20 protein-coding genes are annotated in these 21,682 nt (G+C 72.4%); 14 read left to right on the top strand and 6 right to left on the bottom strand.

Annotated features, from left to right (window positions below; translation table 11 throughout):
* The first annotated feature begins 165 nt into the window (after window positions 1-165).
* From ACZ4D5_RS18805 to ACZ4D5_RS18795, 3 genes are all read left to right on the top strand, one after another.
* The gene (locus tag ACZ4D5_RS18805) at window positions 166-1,059 is read left to right on the top strand and encodes a GumC domain-containing protein (RefSeq protein WP_467773457.1); all 894 of its coding nucleotides are present in this window, start codon (window positions 166-168) and stop codon (window positions 1,057-1,059) included.
* A gap of 2 nt (window positions 1,060-1,061) precedes the next feature.
* Window positions 1,062-1,235 (top strand): hypothetical protein, encoded by a 174-nt coding sequence (locus ACZ4D5_RS18800; protein WP_467773456.1) that lies wholly within the window; start codon window positions 1,062-1,064, stop codon window positions 1,233-1,235.
* 132 nt (window positions 1,236-1,367) lie between these two features.
* On the top strand, window positions 1,368-1,931 hold the full coding sequence (locus tag ACZ4D5_RS18795; RefSeq protein WP_467773593.1) for a TetR/AcrR family transcriptional regulator: 564 nt from the start codon (window positions 1,368-1,370) through the stop codon (window positions 1,929-1,931).
* Window positions 1,932-2,005: 74 nt separating this feature from the next.
* Here ACZ4D5_RS18795 and ACZ4D5_RS18790 read toward each other — a convergent pair whose 3' ends face one another.
* Window positions 2,006-2,977 carry a DeoR/GlpR family DNA-binding transcription regulator gene (locus ACZ4D5_RS18790; protein ID WP_467773455.1) on the bottom strand — a complete coding sequence of 324 codons (972 nt, stop codon included), beginning with the start codon at window positions 2,975-2,977 and terminating at the stop codon, window positions 2,006-2,008.
* 176 nt (window positions 2,978-3,153) lie between these two features.
* Window positions 3,154-4,602, bottom strand: coding sequence for an NAD(P)H-quinone dehydrogenase (locus tag ACZ4D5_RS18785; RefSeq protein ID WP_467773454.1), 1,449 nt, complete (start codon window positions 4,600-4,602; stop codon window positions 3,154-3,156).
* A 118-nt stretch (window positions 4,603-4,720) separates the two neighbouring features.
* Here ACZ4D5_RS18785 and ACZ4D5_RS18780 point away from each other — a divergent pair, with 118 nt between their 5' ends.
* The 4 genes from ACZ4D5_RS18780 to ACZ4D5_RS18765 all read left to right on the top strand — a co-directional run bounded on the left by ACZ4D5_RS18780 (window position 4,721) and on the right by ACZ4D5_RS18765 (window position 9,384).
* Entirely contained in the window at window positions 4,721-5,158 is a 438-nt protein-coding gene (locus ACZ4D5_RS18780; RefSeq protein WP_361170463.1) for a gamma-glutamylcyclotransferase family protein, read from the top strand.
* Window positions 5,159-5,260: 102 nt separating this feature from the next.
* Window positions 5,261-6,085 (top strand): purine-nucleoside phosphorylase, encoded by an 825-nt coding sequence (locus ACZ4D5_RS18775; protein WP_467773453.1) that lies wholly within the window; start codon window positions 5,261-5,263, stop codon window positions 6,083-6,085.
* 309 nt (window positions 6,086-6,394) lie between these two features.
* Window positions 6,395-8,038, top strand: a complete 1,644-nt coding sequence (locus ACZ4D5_RS18770) for a phospho-sugar mutase (protein ID WP_467773452.1) — start codon at window positions 6,395-6,397, stop codon at window positions 8,036-8,038.
* A 134-nt stretch (window positions 8,039-8,172) separates the two neighbouring features.
* On the top strand, window positions 8,173-9,384 hold the full coding sequence (locus ACZ4D5_RS18765; RefSeq protein WP_467773451.1) for a hypothetical protein: 1,212 nt from the start codon (window positions 8,173-8,175) through the stop codon (window positions 9,382-9,384).
* Between the two features lie 88 nt (window positions 9,385-9,472).
* On the opposite strand, the gene ACZ4D5_RS18760 is transcribed toward ACZ4D5_RS18765, so the two are convergent.
* Window positions 9,473-10,111, bottom strand: a complete 639-nt coding sequence (locus ACZ4D5_RS18760) for a PH domain-containing protein (RefSeq protein WP_467773450.1) — start codon at window positions 10,109-10,111, stop codon at window positions 9,473-9,475.
* An 88-nt stretch (window positions 10,112-10,199) separates the two neighbouring features.
* Between ACZ4D5_RS18760 and deoC the strand changes: the two genes are divergently transcribed.
* From deoC to ACZ4D5_RS18745, 3 genes are read left to right on the top strand one after another with little or no spacing between them, the layout of a single operon-like run.
* Window positions 10,200-11,138, top strand: coding sequence for a deoxyribose-phosphate aldolase (gene deoC, locus ACZ4D5_RS18755; protein ID WP_467773449.1), 939 nt, complete (start codon window positions 10,200-10,202; stop codon window positions 11,136-11,138).
* 3 nt (window positions 11,139-11,141) lie between these two features.
* Window positions 11,142-12,581, top strand: a complete 1,440-nt coding sequence (locus ACZ4D5_RS18750) for an aldehyde dehydrogenase family protein (RefSeq protein WP_467773448.1) — start codon at window positions 11,142-11,144, stop codon at window positions 12,579-12,581.
* Window positions 12,574-13,473, top strand: a complete 900-nt coding sequence (locus ACZ4D5_RS18745; RefSeq protein ID WP_467773447.1) for an aldehyde dehydrogenase family protein — start codon at window positions 12,574-12,576, stop codon at window positions 13,471-13,473. The genes ACZ4D5_RS18750 and ACZ4D5_RS18745 overlap by 8 nt, the downstream gene beginning before the upstream one ends.
* A 100-nt stretch (window positions 13,474-13,573) precedes the next feature.
* Here ACZ4D5_RS18745 and ACZ4D5_RS18740 read toward each other — a convergent pair whose 3' ends face one another.
* Window positions 13,574-14,314 (bottom strand): TetR/AcrR family transcriptional regulator, encoded by a 741-nt coding sequence (locus ACZ4D5_RS18740; RefSeq protein WP_467773446.1) that lies wholly within the window; start codon window positions 14,312-14,314, stop codon window positions 13,574-13,576.
* A gap of 89 nt (window positions 14,315-14,403) precedes the next feature.
* On the opposite strand from ACZ4D5_RS18740, the gene ACZ4D5_RS18735 reads away from it, so the two are divergent.
* Entirely contained in the window at window positions 14,404-15,021 is a 618-nt protein-coding gene (locus ACZ4D5_RS18735; RefSeq protein WP_467773445.1) for an NADPH-dependent FMN reductase, read from the top strand.
* A 27-nt stretch (window positions 15,022-15,048) separates the two neighbouring features.
* The gene (locus ACZ4D5_RS18730) at window positions 15,049-16,590 is read left to right on the top strand and encodes a DHA2 family efflux MFS transporter permease subunit (protein ID WP_467773444.1); all 1,542 of its coding nucleotides are present in this window, start codon (window positions 15,049-15,051) and stop codon (window positions 16,588-16,590) included.
* 4 nt (window positions 16,591-16,594) lie between these two features.
* On the opposite strand, the gene ACZ4D5_RS18725 is transcribed toward ACZ4D5_RS18730, so the two are convergent.
* Entirely contained in the window at window positions 16,595-17,026 is a 432-nt protein-coding gene (locus tag ACZ4D5_RS18725; protein ID WP_467773443.1) for a hypothetical protein, read from the bottom strand.
* 70 nt (window positions 17,027-17,096) lie between these two features.
* Here ACZ4D5_RS18725 and ACZ4D5_RS18720 point away from each other — a divergent pair, with 70 nt between their 5' ends.
* A complete protein-coding gene (locus tag ACZ4D5_RS18720) occupies window positions 17,097-18,608 on the top strand; it encodes a threonine/serine exporter family protein (RefSeq protein ID WP_467773442.1) in 1,512 nt (503 codons plus the stop codon).
* Between the two features lie 4 nt (window positions 18,609-18,612).
* On the opposite strand, the gene ACZ4D5_RS18715 is transcribed toward ACZ4D5_RS18720, so the two are convergent.
* Window positions 18,613-20,217: a thiamine pyrophosphate-binding protein gene (locus ACZ4D5_RS18715; RefSeq protein ID WP_467773441.1), complete on the bottom strand. Its 1,605-nt coding sequence runs from the start codon at window positions 20,215-20,217 to the stop codon at window positions 18,613-18,615.
* A gap of 594 nt (window positions 20,218-20,811) precedes the next feature.
* On the opposite strand from ACZ4D5_RS18715, the gene ACZ4D5_RS18710 reads away from it, so the two are divergent.
* Window positions 20,812-21,675 carry a L,D-transpeptidase gene (locus tag ACZ4D5_RS18710; RefSeq protein WP_467773440.1) on the top strand — a complete coding sequence of 288 codons (864 nt, stop codon included), beginning with the start codon at window positions 20,812-20,814 and terminating at the stop codon, window positions 21,673-21,675.
* The last annotated feature ends 7 nt before the right edge of the window (window positions 21,676-21,682 follow it).

The raw sequence follows: 21,682 nt of genomic DNA, 5'->3' as shown, positions 1-21,682 counted from the left end.
CTCCAGCCCGGCCCGGGACGTTTCGTCTCAAGCCCGTCCGGCGCTTGAGGACGAGCCCGGCGGAGCCGGCGACGAACCGAGCCATGACGCCGCGCACTCGCAACCACCGCGCCCCCTCCCCGCGTCCTACTCCCACGTAGAACCGAAGACCACGGGGGGACTTCAGTGACACGCACGGGGGACGTACTGGGCCTGCTCGCCGCCGCGGGCGCCCTCACCACCAGCGCCTGGCTCACGGCGTCCGCGGACACCGGACAGCGTTTCGAGGCAGGGCTCGTGCTCGGCCTGGCCGCAGGCCTGTCCGTGGCGCTGCTGCGGCGCTTCACCAGGCTGCCGATGGGGCGGCGACGCCCCTACACCTTCGCCCTGCCGCTGCCCGCGCCCGACTGGCGCGCGCCGCTGCCGGATCCGCACGGTGATCCAGAGGCCCTGCGCCCGCACGCCGAGGAGCGCGCGGCGCTGCTCTCCGATGCGTCGGCGCTCGGCGACGCCCTGCACCACACCTGCTCGCTCGCGCCCCAACTCCGCACGGAGCTGGCCTCGTTCGCCGTGACGGCGTCGATCCAGGCGAGCAACTCGGTGATCCACTCCGCGCTCCACCCCGCCGACGAGGGGCCGCGCAGCCCGGACCCCGCGTACGACACCGCGTACGCCCTGGGAGAGCTCGTCGCGGGCGTCGAGTTCAGCCGCGTCGGGATGCGTGCCCTGGAGTCCCTGGTGACGGAGCTGCCGCTGCGGCCCGACCCGCCCTGCTACTTCAATCCGCTGCACGAACGCGGGCACGCGCGCGTGGCGCCCCCGGTCGCCGTGGACGGCGCCGACGAGGTCGCCGCCTGCCACGGCTGCGCCCGGGAGCCCGCGCCGCTCCTGGTGCCCTCGGCGGCCGGCCCCGTGCCGTACTACGAGAGCGACGCCGTCGACGCGCGCTGGCGGCTGCTGGGCTACGGCGCGGTCGTCCCCGACAACGGCGCCACGATGATCGCCACGGCCCGCGACGGCTTCCGTCCGGGCGCCAAGAGCGCCAAGAGCACGAAGAAGACCCGCACGAAGGTGAGTTGATCATGGGAGACCTGGCCACCGGCATCCTCAGCGGAGCCGTCGTCGGCACCTGCGTCACGTACCCCCTGGTGCTCTGGCTGACCAGGAACCTGCGCGGCGGCGCCCTGCCCCCGCACCGGCGCGAGCGCAGGGCCAGGGCGGAGCTGGACGCGTTCTTCGGCCACCGGCTGTCCTGACCTCGCCCGGACGTGCCCGGCGGGCAGTGGCATCCTTGAGGGACGCGTACGTTCACGAAGGGTGCGGGGATGACGACCGGCACGGGCCAGCAGGCGAGACCGCCGCAGCAGGCGGCACAGCCGGCGCGCACCATGCGGGCCGACGCCCGCCGCAACTACGACCGGCTGCTCGCCGAGGCGCGCGCCGCCTTCGCCGAGCACGGCACGGGCGCCTCCCTGGAGGACGTGGCGCGCCGCGCGGGCGTCGGCATCGGCACGCTGTACCGGCACTTCCCCAACCGGCACGCGCTGATGAGCGCGGTCTGGGAGGACGCGGTGAGCGACCTGCTCGCCCGCTCGCACGCCCTGCTCGACGCCCCGCAGCCGTGCGCCGCTCTGGTGGCGTGGCTGCGCTCGATCGTCACTCATGCGGGTGAGTACCGCGGCCTGTCGAGCGCGCTCATGTCGGCGTCGCACGACGACAGTTCGGCGCTCGCGCGGTGCAGCAAGCCGATGCGCGAGGCGGGCTCGGCGCTGCTCGCCCGCGCGCAGGAGGCGGGGGCCGTGCGCCCCGACGTCTCCATCTCGGATCTGCTCCAGCTGACCAACGCGATCTCGCTGGCGGCCGAAGAGACCCCGGACGACCCGGAGTTGGCCGACCGGCTGCTCACGCTGACCCTGCGGGGCCTGAAGGCCGACGGTCGGGCCGCGGCCTGACGCCCGCTCCGGCACCCCTGCCGTCACGGTCCGTCACGGCCCGTCGGTGCGGCCGTACCGGCCCCGCCCGGGTCTCAGCGACGGCGCAGGTCCGCGACCCGCGCGGCCCGCTCCCCGGGCGGCTGCTCCCCGAGGATCGCGCTGCGCAGCTGCTGGCCAGGGCCCGCCCCGTGGTTGCGACGCTGACCCGGCAGGGGCACGTCCCGGCGCGGCTGGCGCCCCGCCGGGACGGAATCGGCACCGGGCCCTGCGTTAGGGCTGGCGGATCCGCCCGCCACCGCGATCTGCACGCCCTGGTCGGCCAGGGCCTGCAGTTCCGTGGCCGCCCGGTCGTCGTGCGCCGGGGGCTCGTCCGTGACCAGGCGGGTGATGACGTCCGTCGGCACCGTCTGGAACATCGTGTCGGTGCCGAGCTTGGTGTGGTCGGCGAGGACCACGACCTCGGCGGCCGCCTGGACCAGGGCGCGGTCCACGCTCGCGGAGAGCATGTTGGACGTGGACAGGCCGCGCTCGGCGGTCAGACCACTGCCCGAGAGGAACGCCCGCGACACCCGCAGCCCCTGGAGGGACTGCTCGGCGCCGCTGCCCACCAGTGCGTAGTTGGAACCGCGCAGGGTGCCGCCGGTCATGACGACTTCCACCCTGTTGGCGTGGGCCAACGCCTGTGCCACCAGCAGGGAGTTGGTGACGACGGTCAGACCGGGAACCCGCGCGAGCCGTCGGGCCAGCTCCTGCGTGGTCGTACCGGCCCCGACGACGATGGCTTCGCCTTCTTCGACGAGACCCGCCGCGAGATCGGCGATGGCCGTCTTCTCGGCGGTCGCGAGATGTGATTTCTGCGGAAAGCCGGACTCCCGCGTGAATCCGCCCGGCAATACCGCACCGCCATGTCTGCGGTCGAGGAGTCCTTCTGCCTCCAGCGCGCGCACGTCCCGCCGTACGGTCACTTCGGAGGTCTGGACGACGCGGGCGAGCTCACGGAGCGATACCGCCCCGTTGGCCCGCACCATTTCGAGGATCAATTGGCGACGTTCTGCAGCGAACACGAAACTGACAGTAACCCCAACGACCGTCTGCTTTCAGCAGTTTGCGCCGAATTACAGAAGTTGTTCGCACGACAGGGTGGGAAGTGGTATAGGTGCTTACTCGCTCCACCTATGCCGCGCGAATGGTTCGCAACAGTGCGTGACCTGCGAAGAGTTGATTCAAGCCGCCGCCTGGATCAGCCCTCGCCGGCCGCCTTCCGCGTGTGGAGTTGACGCGCCACCTCGGCGATCGACCCCGAAAGCGATGGGTACACGGTGAACGCATTCGCGATCTGCTCGACCGTCAGATTGTTGTCGACCGCGATCGAGATGGGATGGATCAGTTCCGAAGCGCGCGGCGCGACGACCACACCGCCGACCACGATCCCCGTGCCCGGACGGCAGAAGATCTTGACGAAGCCGTCGCGGATGCCCTGCATCTTCGCGCGCGGGTTGCGCAGCAGCGGCAGCTTGACGACCCGGGCGTCGATCTTGCCCGCGTCGACGTCGGCCTGGCTGTAGCCGACGGTCGCGATCTCCGGGTCCGTGAAGACGTTCGCGGACACGGTCTTCAGGTTCAGCGGCGTCACCGCGTCGCCCAGGAAGTGGTACATCGCGATGCGCCCCTGCATGGCGGCGACGGAGGCGAGCGCGAAGACGCCGGTGACGTCACCGGCGGCGTACACGCCGGGAGCGGACGTGCGCGAGACCTTGTCCGTCCAGATGTGCCCGGAGTCCTTCAGCTTGACCCCGGCCTCCTCCAGACCCATGCCGCTGCTGTTCGGGATGGCACCGACGGCCATCAGGCAGTGGGTACCGGAGATGACGCGGCCGTCGTTGAGCGTGACCTCGACCCGGTCCCCGACGCGCTTGGCGGATGCGGCGCGGGAGCGGGACATGACGTTCATGCCGCGGCGGCGGAAGACGTCCTCCAGGACGGCGGCGGCGTCCGGGTCCTCGCCCGGAAGCACCCGGTCGCGGCTGGACACGAGCGTGACGTTCGAACCGAGGGCCTGATAGGCGCCGGCGAACTCGGCACCGGTGACACCGGAGCCGACCACGATGAGCTCCTCGGGGAGCTCGTCCAGGTCGTACACCTGGGTCCAGTTGAGGATGCGCTCGCCGTCGGGCTGGGCGTCGGGCACCTCGCGCGGGTGGCCACCGGTGGCGATGAGCACGGCATCGGCGACAAGAGTTTCCTCGCTCCCGTCGGCCGCGCGCACGATCACCTTGCGCGAGCCGTCGATGTCCTGCTGGCCCTCCAGGCGGCCGCGGCCGCGCAGCACGCGCGCGCCCGCACGCGTGACGGAGGCGGTGATGTCGTGGGACTGCGCGAGCGCGAGGCGCTTCACACGGCGGTTGACCTTCCCCAGGTCCACGCCGACCACGCGCGCGGGGGTGTCGATGTGCGGGGTGTCGTCCGCGACGATGATCCCGAGCTCTTCGTACGACGAATCGAAGCTGGTCATCACCTCGGCCGTCGCGATCAGAGTCTTCGACGGAACGCAGTCGGTGAGCACCGACGCCCCGCCCAGACCGTCGCAGTCGACGACGGTCACCTCCGCGCCGAGCTGGGCGGCCACAAGAGCCGCCTCGTATCCGCCGGGTCCGCCGCCAATGATCACGATCCGAGTCACGTACTCCATTGTCCCGCACGCTTCAACCAGCTTCGCCCCGGGGCCCTCCGTCCGTGCACGCACCCCGTCCGAGCGGTCCTTCCGCCACGGGAGGGGCACACCCGATCGCTGCCGTACCCTCGACCTCATGTCGCTCTACGCCGCGTATGCCGGCAATCTGGATCCGCGGCTCATGTCACGCCGCGCCCCGCACTCCCCGCTGCGCGCGACCGGCTGGCTGAACGGCTGGCGGCTCACCTTCGGCGGAGAGCACATGGGCTGGGAGGGCGCCCTCGCCACCATCGTCGAGGCCCCTCGTTCCCAGGTCTTCGTCACGCTCTACGACATCGCCCCCATGGACGAGGACTCCATGGACCGCTGGGAAGGCGTGGGCCTGGACATCTACCGCCGCATGCGCGTGCGCGTCCACACCCTGGAGGGCGAGGAGCCCGCCTGGGTGTACGTCCTCAACGGCTACGAAGGCGGCCTCCCCTCGGCCCGCTACCTGGGCGAACTGGCGGACGCCGCGGAATCGGCAGGCGCCCCCCACGACTACGTGATGGAACTCCGCAAGCGCCCCTGCTGACGCCTCCCGCCCCGCTCTCGTCGAAAACAACAAGACAACGATCGAAATCCCGTGAGCATCGTCATCTACGCGCGTAGGGCGTGACCGGCTACTCTCATCGACGTGAACGCTTCAGTTATTCCGGACGACATCCAGGGCGACCCCTACGCCGCCGCCGACGCCGCCGCCGCGCGCCTGCGCGAGCTGACGGGCGCCGAGACCCACGACGTCGCCCTCGTGATGGGCTCCGGCTGGGCGCCGGCCGTCGACGCGCTCGGCACCCCCGAGGCCGAGTTCCCCGTCACCGAGCTGCCCGGCTTCCCGCCGCCTGCGGTCGAGGGCCACGGCGGCAAGATCCGCTCCTTCAAGGTCGGCGACAAGCGTGTGATGGTCTTCCTGGGCCGCACCCACTACTACGAGGGCCGGGGCGTCGCGGCCGTCGCGCACGGCGTCCGTACCGCCGTGGCCGCGGGCTGCAAGACGATCGTGCTCACCAACGGCTGCGGCGGCCTGCGCGAGGGCATGCGCCCCGGCCAGCCGGTGCTGATCAGCGACCACCTGAACCTCACGGCGACGTCGCCGATCGTCGGCGCGAACTTCGTCGACCTGACGGACCTGTACTCCCCCCGTCTGCGCGCCCTCTGCAAGGAGATCGACCCGTCCCTCGAAGAGGGCGTGTACGCGCAGTTCCCCGGCCCGCACTACGAGACGCCGGCGGAGATCCGCATGGCCCGCACGATCGGCGCGGACCTGGTGGGCATGTCGACGGTCCTCGAGGCCATCGCCGCGCGCGAGGCCGGCGCCGAGGTGCTCGGCATCTCCCTGGTCACCAACCTCGCCGCGGGCATGACGGGCGAGCCGCTGAACCACGAGGAGGTCCTGCAGGCGGGCCGCGACAGCGCCACCCGCATGGGCGAACTCCTCGGCAAGGTCCTGGGCCGCATCTGACGGCGGGGGCGCCTTGGGTTCCCGAGGCGCCCCCCCCCGGCACGACTGCCCACAGCGGACCGCCCCCGGTGCGGCTGCCCCCGCCGCGGTCACCGACAGGCAAGCTCCCACGGCCCCGCAGCCGCAGCCGCCATCGCGCCCCGAGGGGCCGCGGGGGTATGTGCGCACGGAGCACCGAGCGCACAATGGCGTCTTTGTCCGCGCGGCGCGGCGCAGGGATGGCGAGTACGCACGTACCCCCGCGGCCCCGCCCCACGAACAGACCCAAGGCGCAGCCCCGACCCCCCGCACACGAGAGGCTGAAACGACGTGCAGGACACCTCCGAACTCATCGCACGGGCCCAGGCCTGGCTGGCCGAGGACCCGGACCCCGAGACCCGCGAAGAGCTGGCCAAGCTCATCGACTCCGCGGACACCGACGAGCTGGCCGCACGCTTCTCCGGCACCCTCCAGTTCGGCACCGCGGGACTCCGCGGCGAACTCGGCGCGGGCCCCATGCGCATGAACCGCAACGTGGTCATCCGCGCCGCCGCCGGCCTCGCCGCGTACCTGAAGTCCGAGAACCGGACCGACGGCCTCGTCGTCATCGGCTACGACGCCCGCCACAAGTCGGCCGACTTCGCCCGCGACACCGCCGCCGTCATGACCGGCGCGGGCCTCAGGGCCGCCGTGCTCCCCCGCCCCCTGCCCACCCCCGTCCTCGCCTTCGCCATAAGGCACCTGGGCGCGGTGGCGGGCGTCGAGGTGACGGCCAGCCACAACCCCCCGCGCGACAACGGCTACAAGGTCTACCTCGGCGACGGCTCCCAGATCGTCCCGCCCGCGGACGCGGAGATCGCAGCCGAGATCGACGCCATCACCTCGCTCCACGACGTACCCCGCCCCGAGGCCGGCTGGGAGACCCTCGGCGACGACGTCCTGGAGGCCTACCTGGCCCGTACGGACGCCGTCCTGGCCCCGGACTCCCCCCGCACCGCCCGCGCCGTCTACACGGCGATGCACGGCGTCGGCAAGGACACCCTGCTCGCGGCCTTCGCCCGCGCCGGCTTCCCCGCCCCGGTCCTCGTCGCCGAGCAGGCGGAGCCCGACCCGGACTTCCCGACCGTCGCGTTCCCCAACCCGGAGGAGCCGGGCGCGATGGACCTGGCCTTCGCGACGGCGGCCCGCACCACCCCCGCCCCGGACCTGATCATCGCCAACGACCCGGACGCGGACCGCTGCGCCGCGGCCGTCAAGGACGGCGAGGACTGGCGGATGCTCCGCGGCGACGAGGTGGGCGCCCTCCTCGCCGCGCACCTGGTCAACCGCGGAGCGCGGGGCACCTTCGCGGAGTCGATCGTCTCCTCCTCCCTCCTCGGCCGGATCGCCGAGAAGGCGGGCCTGCCGTACGAGGAGACCCTCACCGGCTTCAAGTGGATCGCCCGCGTCGACGGCCTGCGCTACGGCTACGAGGAGGCGCTCGGCTACTGCGTCGACCCCGAGGGCGTACGCGACAAGGACGGCATCACGGCGGCGCTCCTGCTCACCGAGCTGGCCTCCGAGCTCAAGGAGGAGAACCGCACCTTCCTCGACCTGCTCGACGACCTCGCGGTGGAGCACGGCCTGCACGCCACCGACCAGCTGTCGGTCCGTGTGGAGGACCTGTCCCTGATCGCCGACGCGATGCGCCGCCTGCGCGAGCGGCAGCCGACGGAGCTCGCGGGCCTGCGGGTCACCGAGGCGGAGGACCTGACGAAGGGCACGGACAAGCTCCCGCCCACCGACGGCCTGCGCTACACCCTCGACGGCGCCCGCGTCATCGTCCGCCCCAGCGGCACGGAGCCGAAGCTCAAGTGCTACCTGGAGGTCGTGGTCCCGGTGGCGGACAAGGCCGGGCTCCCCGCGGCCCGGGCCAAGGCCACGGAGCTCCTCGCGGCGATCAAGCGCGACCTGTCCGCGGCGGCGGGCATCTGAGCGGCCCCCGCCCCACCGCGGGCCACCCGGACGGGTGGTTCCGCTAGCGCAGCTGCCGCAGCGATCCGGTGCGCTGCCGGTCCTCCAGGAAGGGACGACCGGTAGCGCACGATCACGTTCCGGGAGCTGCCGCAGTGCCGTACGGAATCTCCGAGTCCTCGACCGCCGCCCCGTCCCCGGTCGTCCCCGCCTCCAGGAGCCCTCGCAACGCCGCGCACCCGCGCCCCGGCCGCGCCGAGCGCGCGGCCCGCGCCCTGCGCCACGCGTCGCCCGCGCTCCTGGCGTACGCGACGGTACGCCTGCTCGGCGCCCTGGCCTTCGCCCTGTGGGCACGCAAAAAACACCGAGGCATCTGGCACCTGCTCGCGGAGTCCTGGGACTGCGACTGGTACCTGAAGATCGCGGAGCGCGGGTACGCGGACACCCTCGGCTCCCAGTTCGACGCGAACAACCTCGCGTTCTTCCCGCTGCTCCCGACCCTGATCAGGGCGGGTGAGACCCTCGCCCCCGCGCTGCCGCGCGGAGCGGTCGGGCTCGCGGTCGCGCTGGTGTCCTCGTTCGTCGCCGCGTGGGGGATCTTCGCGGTGGGCGACCGGCTGTACGGCCGCCGCACGGGCGTCGTCCTGGCCACGCTCTGGGGCAGCCTGCCCGTGGCGCTCGTGCAGTGGATGGGCTACACGGAGTCGCTCTTCACGGCGCTGGCCGCGTGGTCGCTGTACGCGGTCCTGACGGGCCGCTGGCTGTGGGCGGGGGCCCTAGCCTCGCTCGCGGGTCTGACCCGCCCCACCGGGGTGGCGCTCGCGGCGGCGGTCTCCCTGACGGCACTGCTCGCGCTGCGCCGCGGCTTTCGCGTACGCCCCCTCCTGGGGGCCCTGCTCGCTCCGCTGGGCTGGCTCGCGTACGTCGGGTGGGTGGGCCTGCGCCTGGGCCGCTGGGACGGCTACTTCGCCGTACAGAAGCTGTGGCACAACGAGTGGGACGGCGGCGTGGAGACGCTGCGCCGCATGCACGGCCTGTTCGTGATCGAGCGGCCGCAGCTGTTCCTCGCGATGGTGACGGCGGTGCTGCTCGGCTCGGTCGTCCTCTACGTGCTCTCGGCGGCCGACCGGCAGCCGCTGCCCCTGCTGCTCTTCACGGGGCTGCTCCTGCTGATCGTGCTCGGCAGCAGCGGGGTGTACTTCCCGCGGGCGCGCTTCCTGCTGCCCGGCTTCCCGCTGCTGCTGCCGCTCGCCGTGGCGCTCGCGCGGGCCCGCACGCACGTGATGGTGACGCTGCTGTCGGCGGCGGCACTGTGCTCGGCCGCGTTCGGCGGCCACATGCTCCTGGCGTGGCTGGGCCCTCCGTAGAGAAGCCTTACGCGGTTGAGCTCTCCGTAGAGAGGCCCTACGCGGCTGAGCTCTCCGTAGAGAAGCCCTACGCGCAGAAGCGCCAGCCTCAGGTCACCGCGAGCAGCACCGCGAGGAGCACCGCGCCCACCGCGCACGGCACGATGACCTCGAAGGACCAGCGCACGGCGGGCTCGCCCTGCGCGGACTCGGCGGAGGCCCGCGCTTCGGAGAGCTCGCGGAGTTCGTCCATGGCCTGGTCGCCGGTGGCGCGCGCGGGCGGCCGGTTGGGGTCGAGGAAGGGGCGGCCGCCCGCCGTCGGGTCGCCCGACGCCGCGGCCTGCGACTGCCTGCGCGCCGCCTTCTTGCGGCCGCGCAGGGAGACGGGGATCGCCCAGAGCTGGTACTTGGCGCCGTCGTTGGTGAGGACCTCGTTCGAGTAGCCCGAGCGGAGCGTCGCGACGGACGCCCAGGGCAGCGTGATGGTCCTGAAGGGGTTGCGGACGCGGAGCCGGTCGTCGTTGGCGTACACGACAGGCCGCACGGTGAACGCGACGACCAGCGGCACCGCGAGGAGCAGCCCGGCGAGCGCGAGCCACGGGGTGCGGCCCTCGCCGCGGATCACCGCGTCGATGCCGAGCCAGGCGCCCAGGGCGAGCAGCAGGACACCGCCGGCGATGCCGGCCGGGGACCGGAAGGTGCGGTCCTTGTACGCGGGCTCCGCCACGGGGTTCTGGGGGTCGCTCATACCCTGATTCTGCCTGAAGGCCCGTGCGGGGCCCCGGCCCCCACCCCTGTACAGCAGCTACGCGCGTAGATATGCTCCCCTCGTGACCATGCCCACTGCATTCGCTGACGTGACCGCGTCCGACAGCACGCTCCGCCGCTTCCTCCACGGGCTGCCCGGCGTCGACGCGGTCGGCCTGGAGGCGCGCGCCGCCTCGCTCGGTACCCGCTCGATCAAGACCACGGCGAAGGCGTACGCCATCGACCTGGCCATCTCGATGATCGACCTGACGACCCTGGAGGGCGCCGACACCCCGGGCAAGGTCCGGGCGCTCGGCGCGAAGGCCGTCAACCCCGACCCGACCGACCGCGGCACCCCGCGCACCGCCGCCGTCTGCGTCTACCCGGACATGGTCGCCACCGCCAAGGAGGCCGTCGCGGGCAGCGGCGTGCTGGTCGCGTCCGTCGCGACCGCCTTCCCCGCGGGCCGCGCCGCCCTCGACGTGAAGCTCGGGGACGTGCGCGAGGCCGTCGCGGCCGGCGCCGACGAGATCGACATGGTCATCGACCGGGGAGCCTTCCTCTCCGGTGACTACATGACGGTCTTCGAGCAGATCCGCGCCGTGAAGGAGGCCTGCGGCACCGCCCGCCTGAAGGTCATCTTCGAGACCGGCGAGCTCTCGACGTACGACAACATCAAGCGCGCCAGCTGGATCGGCATGATCGCCGGTGCCGACTTCATCAAGACCTCGACCGGCAAGGTCGGCGTCAACGCCACCCCCGCCAACACGCTCCTGATGCTGGAGGCCGTGCGCGACTTCCGCGCGCAGACCGGGGTGCAGATCGGAGTGAAGCCCGCGGGCGGCATCCGCTCGACCAAGGACGCGGTGAAGTTCCTCGTCCTGGTCAACGAGACGGCGGGGCCCGACTGGCTGGACAACCACTGGTTCCGCTTCGGCGCCTCCTCGCTCCTCAACGACCTGCTGATGCAGCGTCAGAAGCTGGCCACAGGACGCTACTCCGGCCCCGACTACGTGACGGTGGACTGACCCATGACTTCCACTCCCTTCGAGTACGCCCCCGCACCGGAGTCCCGCTCCGTCGTCGACATCGCCCCGTCGTACGGCCTGTTCATCGACGGTGAGTTCACCGAGGCCGCGGACGGCAAGGTCTTCAAGACGGTCTCGCCGTCCACCGAAGAGGTCCTCTCCGAGGTCGCGCAGGCCTCCTCCGAAGACGTCGACCGCGCGGTGAAGGCCGCCCGCAAGGCCTTCGAGAAGTGGTCGGCGCTGCCGGGCGCCGAGCGCGCCAAGTACCTCTTCCGGATCGCCCGGATCATCCAGGAGCGCAGCCGCGAGCTGGCCGTCCTGGAGACCCTGGACAACGGCAAGCCGATCAAGGAGACGCGCGACGCGGACCTCCCGCTGGTCGCCGCGCACTTCTTCTACTACGCGGGCTGGGCCGACAAGCTCGACCACGCGGGGTACGGCGCCGACCCGCGGCCGCTCGGCGTCGCGGGCCAGGTCATCCCCTGGAACTTCCCGCTCCTGATGCTGGCCTGGAAGATCGCCCCGGCGCTCGCGACCGGCAACACGGTCGTCCTGAAGCCCGCCGAGACCACTCCCCTGAGCGCCCTGTTCTTCGCGGACATCTGCCGCCAGGCGGGCCTGCCCAAGGGCGTCGTCAACATCCTTCCCGGGTACGGCGACGCGGGCGCGGCCCTGACCGCCCACCCGGACGTGAACAAGGTCGCCTTCACGGGCTCGACCGCCGTCGGCAAGGCCATCGCGCGCCAGGTCGCGGGCACCGACAAGAAGGTCACGCTCGAACTGGGCGGCAAGGGCGCGAACATCGTCTTCGACGACGCCCCGATCGACCAGGCCGTCGAGGGCATCGTCACCGGCATCTTCTTCAACCAGGGCCAGGTCTGCTGCGCGGGGTCGCGCCTGCTGGTCCAGGAGTCGATCCAGGACGAGCTCCTCGACTCCCTCAAGCGCCGCCTCTCCACCCTGCGCCTCGGCGACCCGCTCGACAAGAACACCGACATCGGCGCGATCAACTCCGCCGAGCAGCTCGCCCGCATCACCGCGCTCGCCGAGACCGGCGAGGCGGAGGGCGCCGAGCGCTGGTCGCCCGCCTGCGAACTGCCGTCCTCCGGTTACTGGTTCGCGCCGACGCTCTTCACGAACGTCACGCAGGCGCACACCATCGCCCGCGACGAGATCTTCGGCCCGGTCCTCTCGGTGCTCTCCTTCCGCACGCCGGACGAGGCCGTCGCCAAGGCCAACAACACGCAGTACGGGCTCTCCGCCGGCATCTGGACGGAGAAGGGCTCGCGCATCCTCGCGGTCGCGAACAAGCTCCGGGCGGGCGTCGTCTGGGCCAACACGTTCAACAAGTTCGACCCGACCTCGCCGTTCGGCGGCTACAAGGAGTCGGGCTTCGGCCGCGAGGGCGGCCGCCACGGTCTGGAGGCGTACCTCGATGTCTGACAAGTCCGAGCAGCAGCGACTTGGCGTCTTCAAGACCTACAAGCTGTACGTCGGCGGGAAGTTCCCGCGTTCCGAGAGCGGCCGGGTGTACGAGGTGACGGACCCGAAGGGCAAGTGGCTGGCCAACGCGCCGCTGTCGTCCCGCAAGGACGCGCGTGACGCCGTCGTGGCGGCCCGCAAGGCGCAGGCCGGCTGGGCCGGCGCGACCGCGTACAACCGCGGCCAGATCCTCTACCGCATCGCCGAGATGCTGGAGGGCCGCCGCGACCAGTTCGTGCGCGAGGTCGCCGACGCGGAGGGCCTCTCCAAGTCCAAGGCCGCCGCGGTCGTGGACGCGGCGATCGACCGCTGGGTCTGGTACGCGGGCTGGACGGACAAGATCGCCCAGGTCGCGGGCGGGGCGAACCCGGTCGCGGGCCCGTTCTTCAACCTCTCGACGCCGGAGCCGACGGGCGTCGTCGCGGTGCTCGCCCCCCAGGAGTCGTCGTTCCTGGGCCTGGTCTCGGTGATCGCCCCGGTGATCGCGACGGGCAACACGGTCGTCGTGGTCGCCTCGGAGAAGGCCCCGCTGCCCGCGCTCTCGCTGGGCGAGGTCCTCGCGACGTCCGACGTGCCCGGCGGCGTGGTCAACATCCTCACCGGGAAGACCGCCGAGATCGCGGCTCCGCTCGCCGCCCACCAGGACGTCAACGCGATCGACCTCACGGGGGCGGGTACGGAGCTGGCCCGCGATCTGGAGATCGCGGCCGCGGACAACCTCAAGCGCGTACTGCGTCCACAGCCTGTGGACTTCACGGCCGACCCGGGCACGCACCGCCTGACGGCCTTCCTGGAGACCAAGACGGTCTGGCACCCGACGGGTTCGCTGGGGGCGTCGGGCTCCGCCTACTAGGCGCTCCACTGGGCTTGCCGCGCCACGCCGTCGGGCGCCTGCGGGTGTTCCGTGGCCGAGCGCGCAGTTCCCCGCGCCCCTTACGGGGCGCGGGGATTCGTCATGCCCGCGGGTCGAGGCCGAGCCGTGCCCCGATGCCGTCCAGGACGCAGTCGAGCCCCGTCTCGAACTGCCAGGTGGCGTCGTCCTTGCGGCCCGCCGCGAGGGCGTAGCGCCGGTAGGCCGGGTAGCGGCCGGTGTCCATCAGGTACCTCATCTGCGGCGCGAGTCCGCGGCGCGCCTCGTCGCCGCTGGTCCAGCCGTTGTCCTCCATGTACTGGCGCATCGCCACCTCCGACTGGCCGACGCCGTGCACATAGGCGCCGACGGTGCGGAACGCCGTCATGATCGTGTCGGCGTCGAGGCCGTGGTTCTCCAGGGCCGCCAACTGCCGTTCCGCCATGGCCATTCGGTTCGGCGTCAGGGCGATGTGCGGCGTGGGGAGATGGGCTAGCCAGGGGTGCTCCAGCATCAGTTGACGGCTGCCGACGGCGTAGGCGCGCAACACCTCGCGCCAGCCGGTCACGTCCTCGGGGACGACGACCTCGGCCGTGACCCGGTCGACCATCAGCGCCCACAGGTCGTCCTTGCCCGAGACATGGCGGTACGCGGCCATGGGCGCGACGCCCAGCTCGGTGGCGAGGCGGCGCATGGTGACGGCCGCGAAGCCCTCGGCGTCGGCGACCTTCACCGCCACCGCCGCGATCTTCTGCGGCGTCAGCGCGGCACGCTGCGTGGCTGCCGGGCGCTCCATGCGCTCCCAGAGCGAGACCTCGGGCTCGCCCTTCTTCTGTGTGGCCATGCGTACACCGTATCCCTTGTAGACGTCGTACACATCGATGTGTACGTTGTACGCGAAAGATACGCCGTACACATTCCAGGGGGTTCCCCATGTCCGACACCGCCACCGCCGCCACCTCGACCCCGGCCCCGCTCCGCGTCGCCGTCCTCGTCGGCTCCACCCGCGAGGGCCGCTTCGCGCCCGTCGTGACCGAGTGGATCAAGAGGCACATCACGCAGCGCGACGACATGGACGTCGACGTCGTCGACCTGGCCGAGACCCCGCTGCCCACGGTCTTCCCGCCCTTCGGCGGCCCCGCCGCACCCGGCACCGAGGAGGCGCTCGCCCTGGTCTCGCCGCGCCTCGCGGCCGCCGACGCGTTCGTCTTCGTCACGCCGGAGTACAACCACAGCTTCCCGGCGAGCCTGAAGAACGCCGTCGACTGGCACAACGAGCAGTGGCACGCCAAGCCGATCGGCTTCGTCTCCTACGGCGGCATCTCCGGCGGCCTGCGCGCGGTGGAGCAACTCCGCCTGGTGATGGCCGAGTTGAACGCGACGACCATCCGCAACACGGTCAGCCTGCACAACGCCTGGGGCCTGTTCGACGAGGAGGGCGCGATGAAGGACCCGGCCAGCGACGCCGCCGCCAAGTCGATGCTCGACCAGCTCGCCTGGTGGGCGTGGGCGCTGCGTGAGGCGAAGACCACCCGCCCGTACGCGGCCTGACGTCACGTCACACACCTGAGGGAAGCGATGAATCAGCGTACGGACACGACCGAACACCCCGTCACGGAGCGCGCCGGAGCCCCTGAGCCGCCCTCGCGCCTCGCCGTCGCCGGACTGCTCCTCGGCATCATCCTCGCGACGCTCGACGGCACCATCGTCGGCACCGCGCTCCCGACGATCGTCGGCGAGCTCGGCGGCCTCGGCCACTTCTCCTGGGTGGTGACGGCCTATCTGCTCACCACCGCCGTCTCCACCCCGATCTGGGGCAAGCTCGGCGACCTGTACGGCCGCAAGGGCAGCTACCTGACCTCGATCGCGGTCTTCCTCGTCGGCTCCGTGCTCTGCGGACTCGCCCAGGACATGGGGCAGTTGATCGCCTTCCGTGCGCTCCAGGGGCTCGGCGCCGGGGGCCTCTTCGTGGGCGCGCTCTCCCTCATCGGGACGCTGCTGCCGCCCGCGCAGGCCGGGCGCTCGCAGTCGATGATCGGCGTGATGCTGCCCGCCGCCATGATCGGCGGACCGCTGCTCGGCGGCTTCCTCACCGACCGGCTCGACTGGCGCTGGGTGTTCTACGTCAACGTGCCCGTCGGCGCCGTCGCGCTCCTGATCGTCGGCCTGCTCGTCCAGGTGCGCACCGAACGTGGCAAGGCCCGCGTCGACTACGCGGGCGCCGCGCTCCTGACGGCGGGCATCCTCGCGCTCACCCTGCTCGGCACCTGGGGCGGAACGACGTACGACTGGCTCTCCCCGCAGATCGCGGGCCTCGCGCTGCTCTCGGCGGCCGCGCTCGCCGCCTTCGTCCGCGTGGAGCGGCGCGCGCCCGAACCCGTCATCCCGCCGCGCCTGTTCCGCGACCGCAACTTCACGCTCGCGCAGGTGCTCACCTTCCTCGCGGGCGCGGCGATGCTGGGGGCGGCGAGCTATCTGCCGCAGTACATGCAGTTCGTGCGCGGCGCCTCGTCGACGGAGAGCGGGCTGCTCCTGCTCCCCCTGATGCTCGGCATGATGGGCGCCCAGCTGTACATCGGCCGGGCGGTCGGCAAGGGCGCCGGGTACCGCGCGTACCCGATCGCGGGCGGCGCGGTGGCCACGGCGGGCGCCCTGACCCTGCTCACCCTCGGCACGGACACCGCGACGGGCCTGGCCTCCGCGCTGACACTGCTGCTCGGCGCGGGCCTCGGCTGTCTGATGCAGCCCTCGCTGCTGATCACCATGAACAGCGCGGAGCCCCGGGACATGGGCGCGGCGAGCGGCACCACCACGCTGGTGCGCACCATCGGCGGCTCGCTCGGCGTCGCCGTGCTCGGCTCCGTCCACACCGGCCGCGTGACCGACTCCCTCACGGACCGCCTCGGCCCGGACGGCGCACGTCTCGCGGGCGGCCACGAGCTCACACCCGAGGCCCTGCGCGCCCTGCCCGAGCCGGTCCGCGACGCCTTCCGCTCCGCGGTCACGAGCGGCCTGCACGGCATCGCGATCGGCACGGCGGCGGTGTGCGCCGTGACGTTCTTCACGGCTTGGCTGATCCGTGAGGTGCCGTTGCGGTCGGGGCCGGGCGCGGCCGACTGAGCACTCAGCCGGGCAGCAGGCCCGTCGCGGGCCCCACCACCGGCATGTCGTCCAGGGAGCCGCCCTCGGCGAGCGGGCCGGTGGCGGCCGCCGTGCTCACCGGCTTGAAGTCCGCGATCTGCGTGCCGAGCGAGTTGTCGAGCGGGTCGACTCCGGTGCCGGCCAGCGGGTCGAGCTGGAGGTTCTTGGCCGGGGCGAGGCCGCCCGCCGTCGAGCGGTGCACCGCCTGCGTGATCGCCTGCCCCGGGGTCGCCGCGTCGACGTCGCCGAGCGGCGTGGCGAGCCCGACCGCCTGCGTCGCCGACAGCGGCGCCGCACTGGCCGTCGCCGCCCCGCCCGCACCGAGGGCGGCGCCCGCGGCCGTGACGGTCAGGCCCGCGCGCAGCAGTGCGCGGGAACCGGGCCTGGGTGACTTGGGTGCTGCGTGTCGTGCCATGGGTACCGCCCATATCCGTACGTCGTGAGTGAGCCTTGATCGCCAGTAATCGAGCGAGCACGTAGCGTAGTTGACGCGCGGGGCGGCCACCAACGGCGACCCGCGGGGTGAACCGACCGAGGGCGGCAAGGAACATATGGGCGACGGCGCGAAGCACGAGGGGCGCGAGGACAAGGACCGGGACGACAGTAAGGACGGCAAGGACCACAAGGACCACAAGGACAAGGAGCGCGGGAAGCGGCGCGAAGCCGAGGGCGGGGAGGTCCTGGAACGCCTGAAGCACACGGCGTTCGACGGGGCGGTGGACCTCAGCTCGGAACAGCTGTCCGGACGCGACGCCCGCCGGGTCATGGACTTCGCCCTGCGGCTCGGCCAGGAGCTGTTCCTCTCCGGGTTCGACACCCAGACCATCGAGTCGTCCGTGATCGCGGTCTCGACGGCCCTGGGGCTCAACCACCTGGAGATCGACATCACGGCCCGCACCATCCACCTCCAGTACGCGCCCCCGCACCAGGTCCCGGCGTCGATGATGCGCGTCACCCGCACCTCGGAGGACCCCCGCGACCTCAGGCGGATGTCGGCGCTGCACCGCCTGGTGAGCCATGTGGTCGCGGGCCGCCTCGATGTACGCCAGGCCCTGAAGGCCCTGCGACGCATCCAGGACACCCCGCCCTACTGGCCCTGGTGGGTGCGCACGGCGGGCGGCGGGGTGCTCGCCGCCTCGGTGACGCTGCAGGTGGGCGGCTCGGTGTGGGCCGCCCTCACCGCGGTGGTCGCCCTGATGGCGTGCGACCGGCTCGGCTGGCTGCTGTTCCGCGCCGCCATGCCGTTCTTCTTCGTCATCGCCGCCCAGGCCGCGCTGGCCGTGATCCTCGGTATCACGCTGCTCAACACCGGCCTCGTCGTCCCCTACAGCACGGCCGTGATGGCGGCGAACCTGGTGGTGCTGCTGCCGATCGTGCCGCTGATCGCGCTGCCGCAGGACGGCATCACCGGCTTCTCCCTGATGACCGCCACCCGGGCCGTCAACGTGACCCTGGCCCTGGCGGGCATGGCCACCGGGGTGCTCGTCGTCGCCGTGCTCGCCGACGAGGCGACGGCGGACCTGTACGCCCCGTACATCGACCACGCCACGCTGCCCGTCTGGGGCGGACTCGTCGTCTCGGCGGTCGGCGCGCTCGGCAACTGCTTCTCCATGGGCGGCACCCGGCGGCTGCTGCCCGTGGCCGTCGCCGCCGGAGTCCTGGGCGGCGCGGTGAACATGGCCGTCTCCCACGCCGTGCACGCGCCCGCGCTGGCGGTGCTGTGCGCGGCGGCGGCCCTCGGCGTGGGCGGGGCGGTGTGCAGTCCGGCGCTGCGCGTCCCCGCGGCGGCCGTCGTCGTCCCGGGAACCACCGGCGCCCTCCTGCCCAGCCTCCAGGTGTACGAGAGCCTCACCCAGCTCTCGGTGGGGCGCGACGGCGCGGGGACGGCCGCGCTGCTCGCCCTGCTGTCCACGGCCGCCATCGGGGTCGGCGCCGTCGCGGGCGGCCTGATCGGCAACGCCCTGGTCCGCACCGCGACGCGCCTGCGGCCCGCCTAGCCTTCTACCCCTCGTCGAGGACGGCCTCGACGAGGAACGGCCCCGCGGCGCGGTAGCCGTCCCGCACGGCCCGCACGAGCTCGGTGCCGGTGGTGACGCGGCGGGCGGGCACTCCCATGGACCGCCCCAGCGCGCCGAAGTCGACCTCGGGTCGGGTCAGGTCCATGCCGAGGAGGCGCTTCGCCCCCGGTTCCCGGTGGTGCCAGTTGTCCTTCAGGACGCGGTACTCGCGGTTGTTGGCGACCACGAAGCCGATCGGCAGCCCCAAGTGAGCGGCCGTCCAAAGGGATTGGGGACAGTACATCGAGGCGCCGTCCCCGACCGTGCACAGCACCCGCCCGCCCGGGTGGGCCAGGCTCACGCCGACGGCCGCGGGCATGGCCCACCCAAGACCTCCCGACACCCACTGGTAGCGGTTCGCCGCCTCCAGGCGCAGTGCGGCGCGAATGCTGCGGGCGGCGTGCGGCGCCTCGTCGACGACCAGGGCGTCGTCGGGCAGCGCGGCGGCCAGGGCCGCCGAAAGGCTCTCCGGGTCAAGTGGGCCGGTCGACGGGCCGGTTGGCGGTGGAGGCGTATCCCGTACGAAAGGCTCCGACGGCGGCAGCGAGGCGAGCAGCGCACTGAGCGTGGGCTGGAGGTGGCCGTTGAGGGCGCAGTCGACCGGGGTGTCGCGCCCGGGGCCCGCCGGGTCGGCGGTGATCTGGACGACGTGCGTGTCCTCGTCGAGGAGCGGGCGAGGGGCGTACGGGTAGTAGAGCGGGAAGGTCCGGGTTCCGGCGACGAGCACCAGCCGGAACGGGGCGAGCGTGGTGCGGATGCCCGGCAGGTGCGTGGGCAGATAGCCGCGCCACAGCGCGTGTGCCGTCGGGAAGGGGTTGGTGGCGGGCCAGCCCGCCCCCCACACCGGTGCCCCGAGCGCCTCGGCGAGGGCAAGGCCCTCGGCGGGGGCGTGGCGCGCCAGTTCGTCCCCGAAGACCAGCGCGATCTCGTCGGCCGGGGTTTCGTTGAGCAGCTTGGCGAGGTCGTCCGTGGGCGCGGCCGCGGCGTAACGAATGGCCGTACGCGGTGGTGGCGGCGGGCCCATCTCGTCCAGCAGGTTCATCGGCAGCGAGACGAAAACCGGCCCGGTCGGCGGCGCCTGGGCGACCCGGAAGGCGTGGCTCAGCACTTCGCCGAGTTCCGCCCGGGTGCCGACCTCGTGGGCCCACTTGACCGTGGCCGTGGCCATGCCGGTCAAGTCGCCCGCGAGCACCGGCTCGTGGATGAGGTGGCGCAGATCCTGCTGCCCCGCGGTGACGACCATGGGCAGGCGGGCGGCCGCGGCGTTGGTCAGCGCGCCGATGCCGTTGCCGAGGCCCGCGGCCGCGTGCAGGTTGACGAAGGCCGGGCGGCCGGTGATGCGGGCGTGGCCGTCCGCCATGGCCACCGCGGAGGCCTCCTGGAGCGCGAGCACGTAGGTGATGTCGTGCTGGTCGGCCAGCTGCTGGATCAGGGGGAGTTCGGTGGTTCCGGGGTTGCCGAAGACGTGGTCGACGCCTTCGTCCCGGAGCACGCGCAGCACGAGTTCGGCACCGCTCAGGCGCGGCGCGTCGACGGCAGGTGTCGTCATGGGGTCTCCAGACGGTGGGGGTGGGCTCCGCGGCTTCGCCGGCCGGATAGGTGCCGATCATCCGCAGCTGGTCGCAGGGCGCGCGCAACTCGGCCCAGGTGCGCACCATCCGGGGGTCGGTGGCGTGTCCTCGCCCGGTCGATGTCCCTCTCAGGAGTGCGTTCGACGTGCGACATGGCTTGCTTTCCGCTTGAGAAGGCGAGTCGTCCACAGGGCCCGCGCATGGTGGCGGCGGACACCTCTTCCCGGCCCTGCCGCGCCACGACCGGTACGCGAAGAACCGTTTCGCTCGGCGCTCGCCCTCCGGAAGACGGGCATGCGGCGACATCAAGCCGAGGTTGTTCACTGAGTAAACTCGCGTTCGCAATGCACGGCCAGTCCTTGGACGGGGCGCAATGGTCCCTGGCGAGGCACTTTTGGCGGCAGGTCGCGTCCCGCTGAACTCTTTGCAGGTTTACGCTTCCCCGGCCCTCTTGATCCACCGGTTCGCGCCCTCACGCCCGCATGGAAGCCCGCCGACGGGGCACGGCCGCCCACGCCCTGTTCGGCCTACGGCCCGCTGCGGCGCAGGCCTCCCCATCGCATGATCACTTCATGGACAGAGCCATAGACGAAGCCGACGGCAGCAGGCGCGGTGCGCCGGGCCGGCGGGCCGGGCGGCGTGCGGCACGGGCCGCGACCCTGGTCGGTCTGGTCCTCGCCGTCGGCGTGACGCTCCTGCCCGCGCAGGCGGCCGGCGCGCAGGCCCCGGCCCGGTGCCGGGCCGCCACGGGCCCCTACCAGTGGCAGATGGAGAAGTACCTGAAGCTGAAGCAGAACGGCGTCCAGTCCGAGGCGGACTGCGTCGCCATCCGCGCCTTCCAGCAGCGCCACGGCATCAGGCCCGCCACCGGCCAGGCGAATCTGCACACGTACCGCATGCTGCTGATCGTCCAGGCGGGCACGACCCCGAACAAGGCGCGCCGCTGCCCCCAGCGCCGCTACACGGTGATCTGTGTGGACCGGACCCGGCAGCTGCTGTGGGTGCAGGCGGGCGCCAAGGGCAAGCTGCTCATGAAGCCGGTCCCGATCCGCACCGGTGCGCGCGGCGTGGAGACGCGCGGCGGCATGCACTACATCCGCAAGCGGGTCCGCCACGACCGCTCCACTCTCTTCGGCAACGCCCGCATGCCGTACTCGCAGTACTTCAGCGGCGGGCAGGCGCTGCACGGCACCTACAGCGACATCTACGACGGCGGCGGCTCGCACGGCTGCGTCAACATGCGGCTCAAGGACGCCGCCCGGCTGTGGAAGCTGGCCCGCAAGGGCACCCACGTGTACGTCTTCGGCCGCAAGCCCGGCACCAAGAAGCGCAACCACGCGGTCCTGACCGACGACGAGCTGATCGCGACCACGAAGTGGGGCTACGAGGACGGCTCGGCGGACGCGGAGCCGCAGGGGCCGCCCGTCGCCCGGTAGTCACGGC

The sequence above is a fragment of the Streptomyces sp. NPDC025651 genome, from assembly GCF_055558735.1.
Note: the sequence above shows the minus strand (reverse complement) of the source record. Positions and strands in the feature narration are given on the sequence as shown.

Bases quoted from the DNA above. Each gene is read 5' to 3' on its own strand.
- ACZ4D5_RS18785 (WP_467773454.1), bottom strand. From the start codon at position 4,602: ATGGAGTACGTGACTCGGATCGTGATCATTGGCGGCGGACCCGGCGGA.
- ACZ4D5_RS18750 (WP_467773448.1), top strand. From the start codon at position 11,142: ATGACTTCCACTCCCTTCGAGTACGCCCCCGCACCGGAGTCCCGCTCC.
- deoC (WP_467773449.1), top strand. From the start codon at position 10,200: ATGCCCACTGCATTCGCTGACGTGACCGCGTCCGACAGCACGCTCCGC.
- ACZ4D5_RS18740 (WP_467773446.1), bottom strand. From the start codon at position 14,314: ATGGCCACACAGAAGAAGGGCGAGCCCGAGGTCTCGCTCTGGGAGCGC.
- ACZ4D5_RS18710 (WP_467773440.1), top strand. From the start codon at position 20,812: ATGGACAGAGCCATAGACGAAGCCGACGGCAGCAGGCGCGGTGCGCCG.
- ACZ4D5_RS18745 (WP_467773447.1), top strand. From the start codon at position 12,574: ATGTCTGACAAGTCCGAGCAGCAGCGACTTGGCGTCTTCAAGACCTAC.
- ACZ4D5_RS18760 (WP_467773450.1), bottom strand. From the start codon at position 10,111: ATGAGCGACCCCCAGAACCCCGTGGCGGAGCCCGCGTACAAGGACCGC.
- ACZ4D5_RS18795 (WP_467773593.1), top strand. From the start codon at position 1,368: ATGCGGGCCGACGCCCGCCGCAACTACGACCGGCTGCTCGCCGAGGCG.
- ACZ4D5_RS18725 (WP_467773443.1), bottom strand. From the start codon at position 17,026: ATGGCACGACACGCAGCACCCAAGTCACCCAGGCCCGGTTCCCGCGCA.
- ACZ4D5_RS18730 (WP_467773444.1), top strand. From the start codon at position 15,049: ATGAATCAGCGTACGGACACGACCGAACACCCCGTCACGGAGCGCGCC.
- ACZ4D5_RS18780 (WP_361170463.1), top strand. From the start codon at position 4,721: ATGTCGCTCTACGCCGCGTATGCCGGCAATCTGGATCCGCGGCTCATG.
- ACZ4D5_RS18735 (WP_467773445.1), top strand. From the start codon at position 14,404: ATGTCCGACACCGCCACCGCCGCCACCTCGACCCCGGCCCCGCTCCGC.
- ACZ4D5_RS18715 (WP_467773441.1), bottom strand. From the start codon at position 20,217: ATGACGACACCTGCCGTCGACGCGCCGCGCCTGAGCGGTGCCGAACTC.
- ACZ4D5_RS18800 (WP_467773456.1), top strand. From the start codon at position 1,062: ATGGGAGACCTGGCCACCGGCATCCTCAGCGGAGCCGTCGTCGGCACC.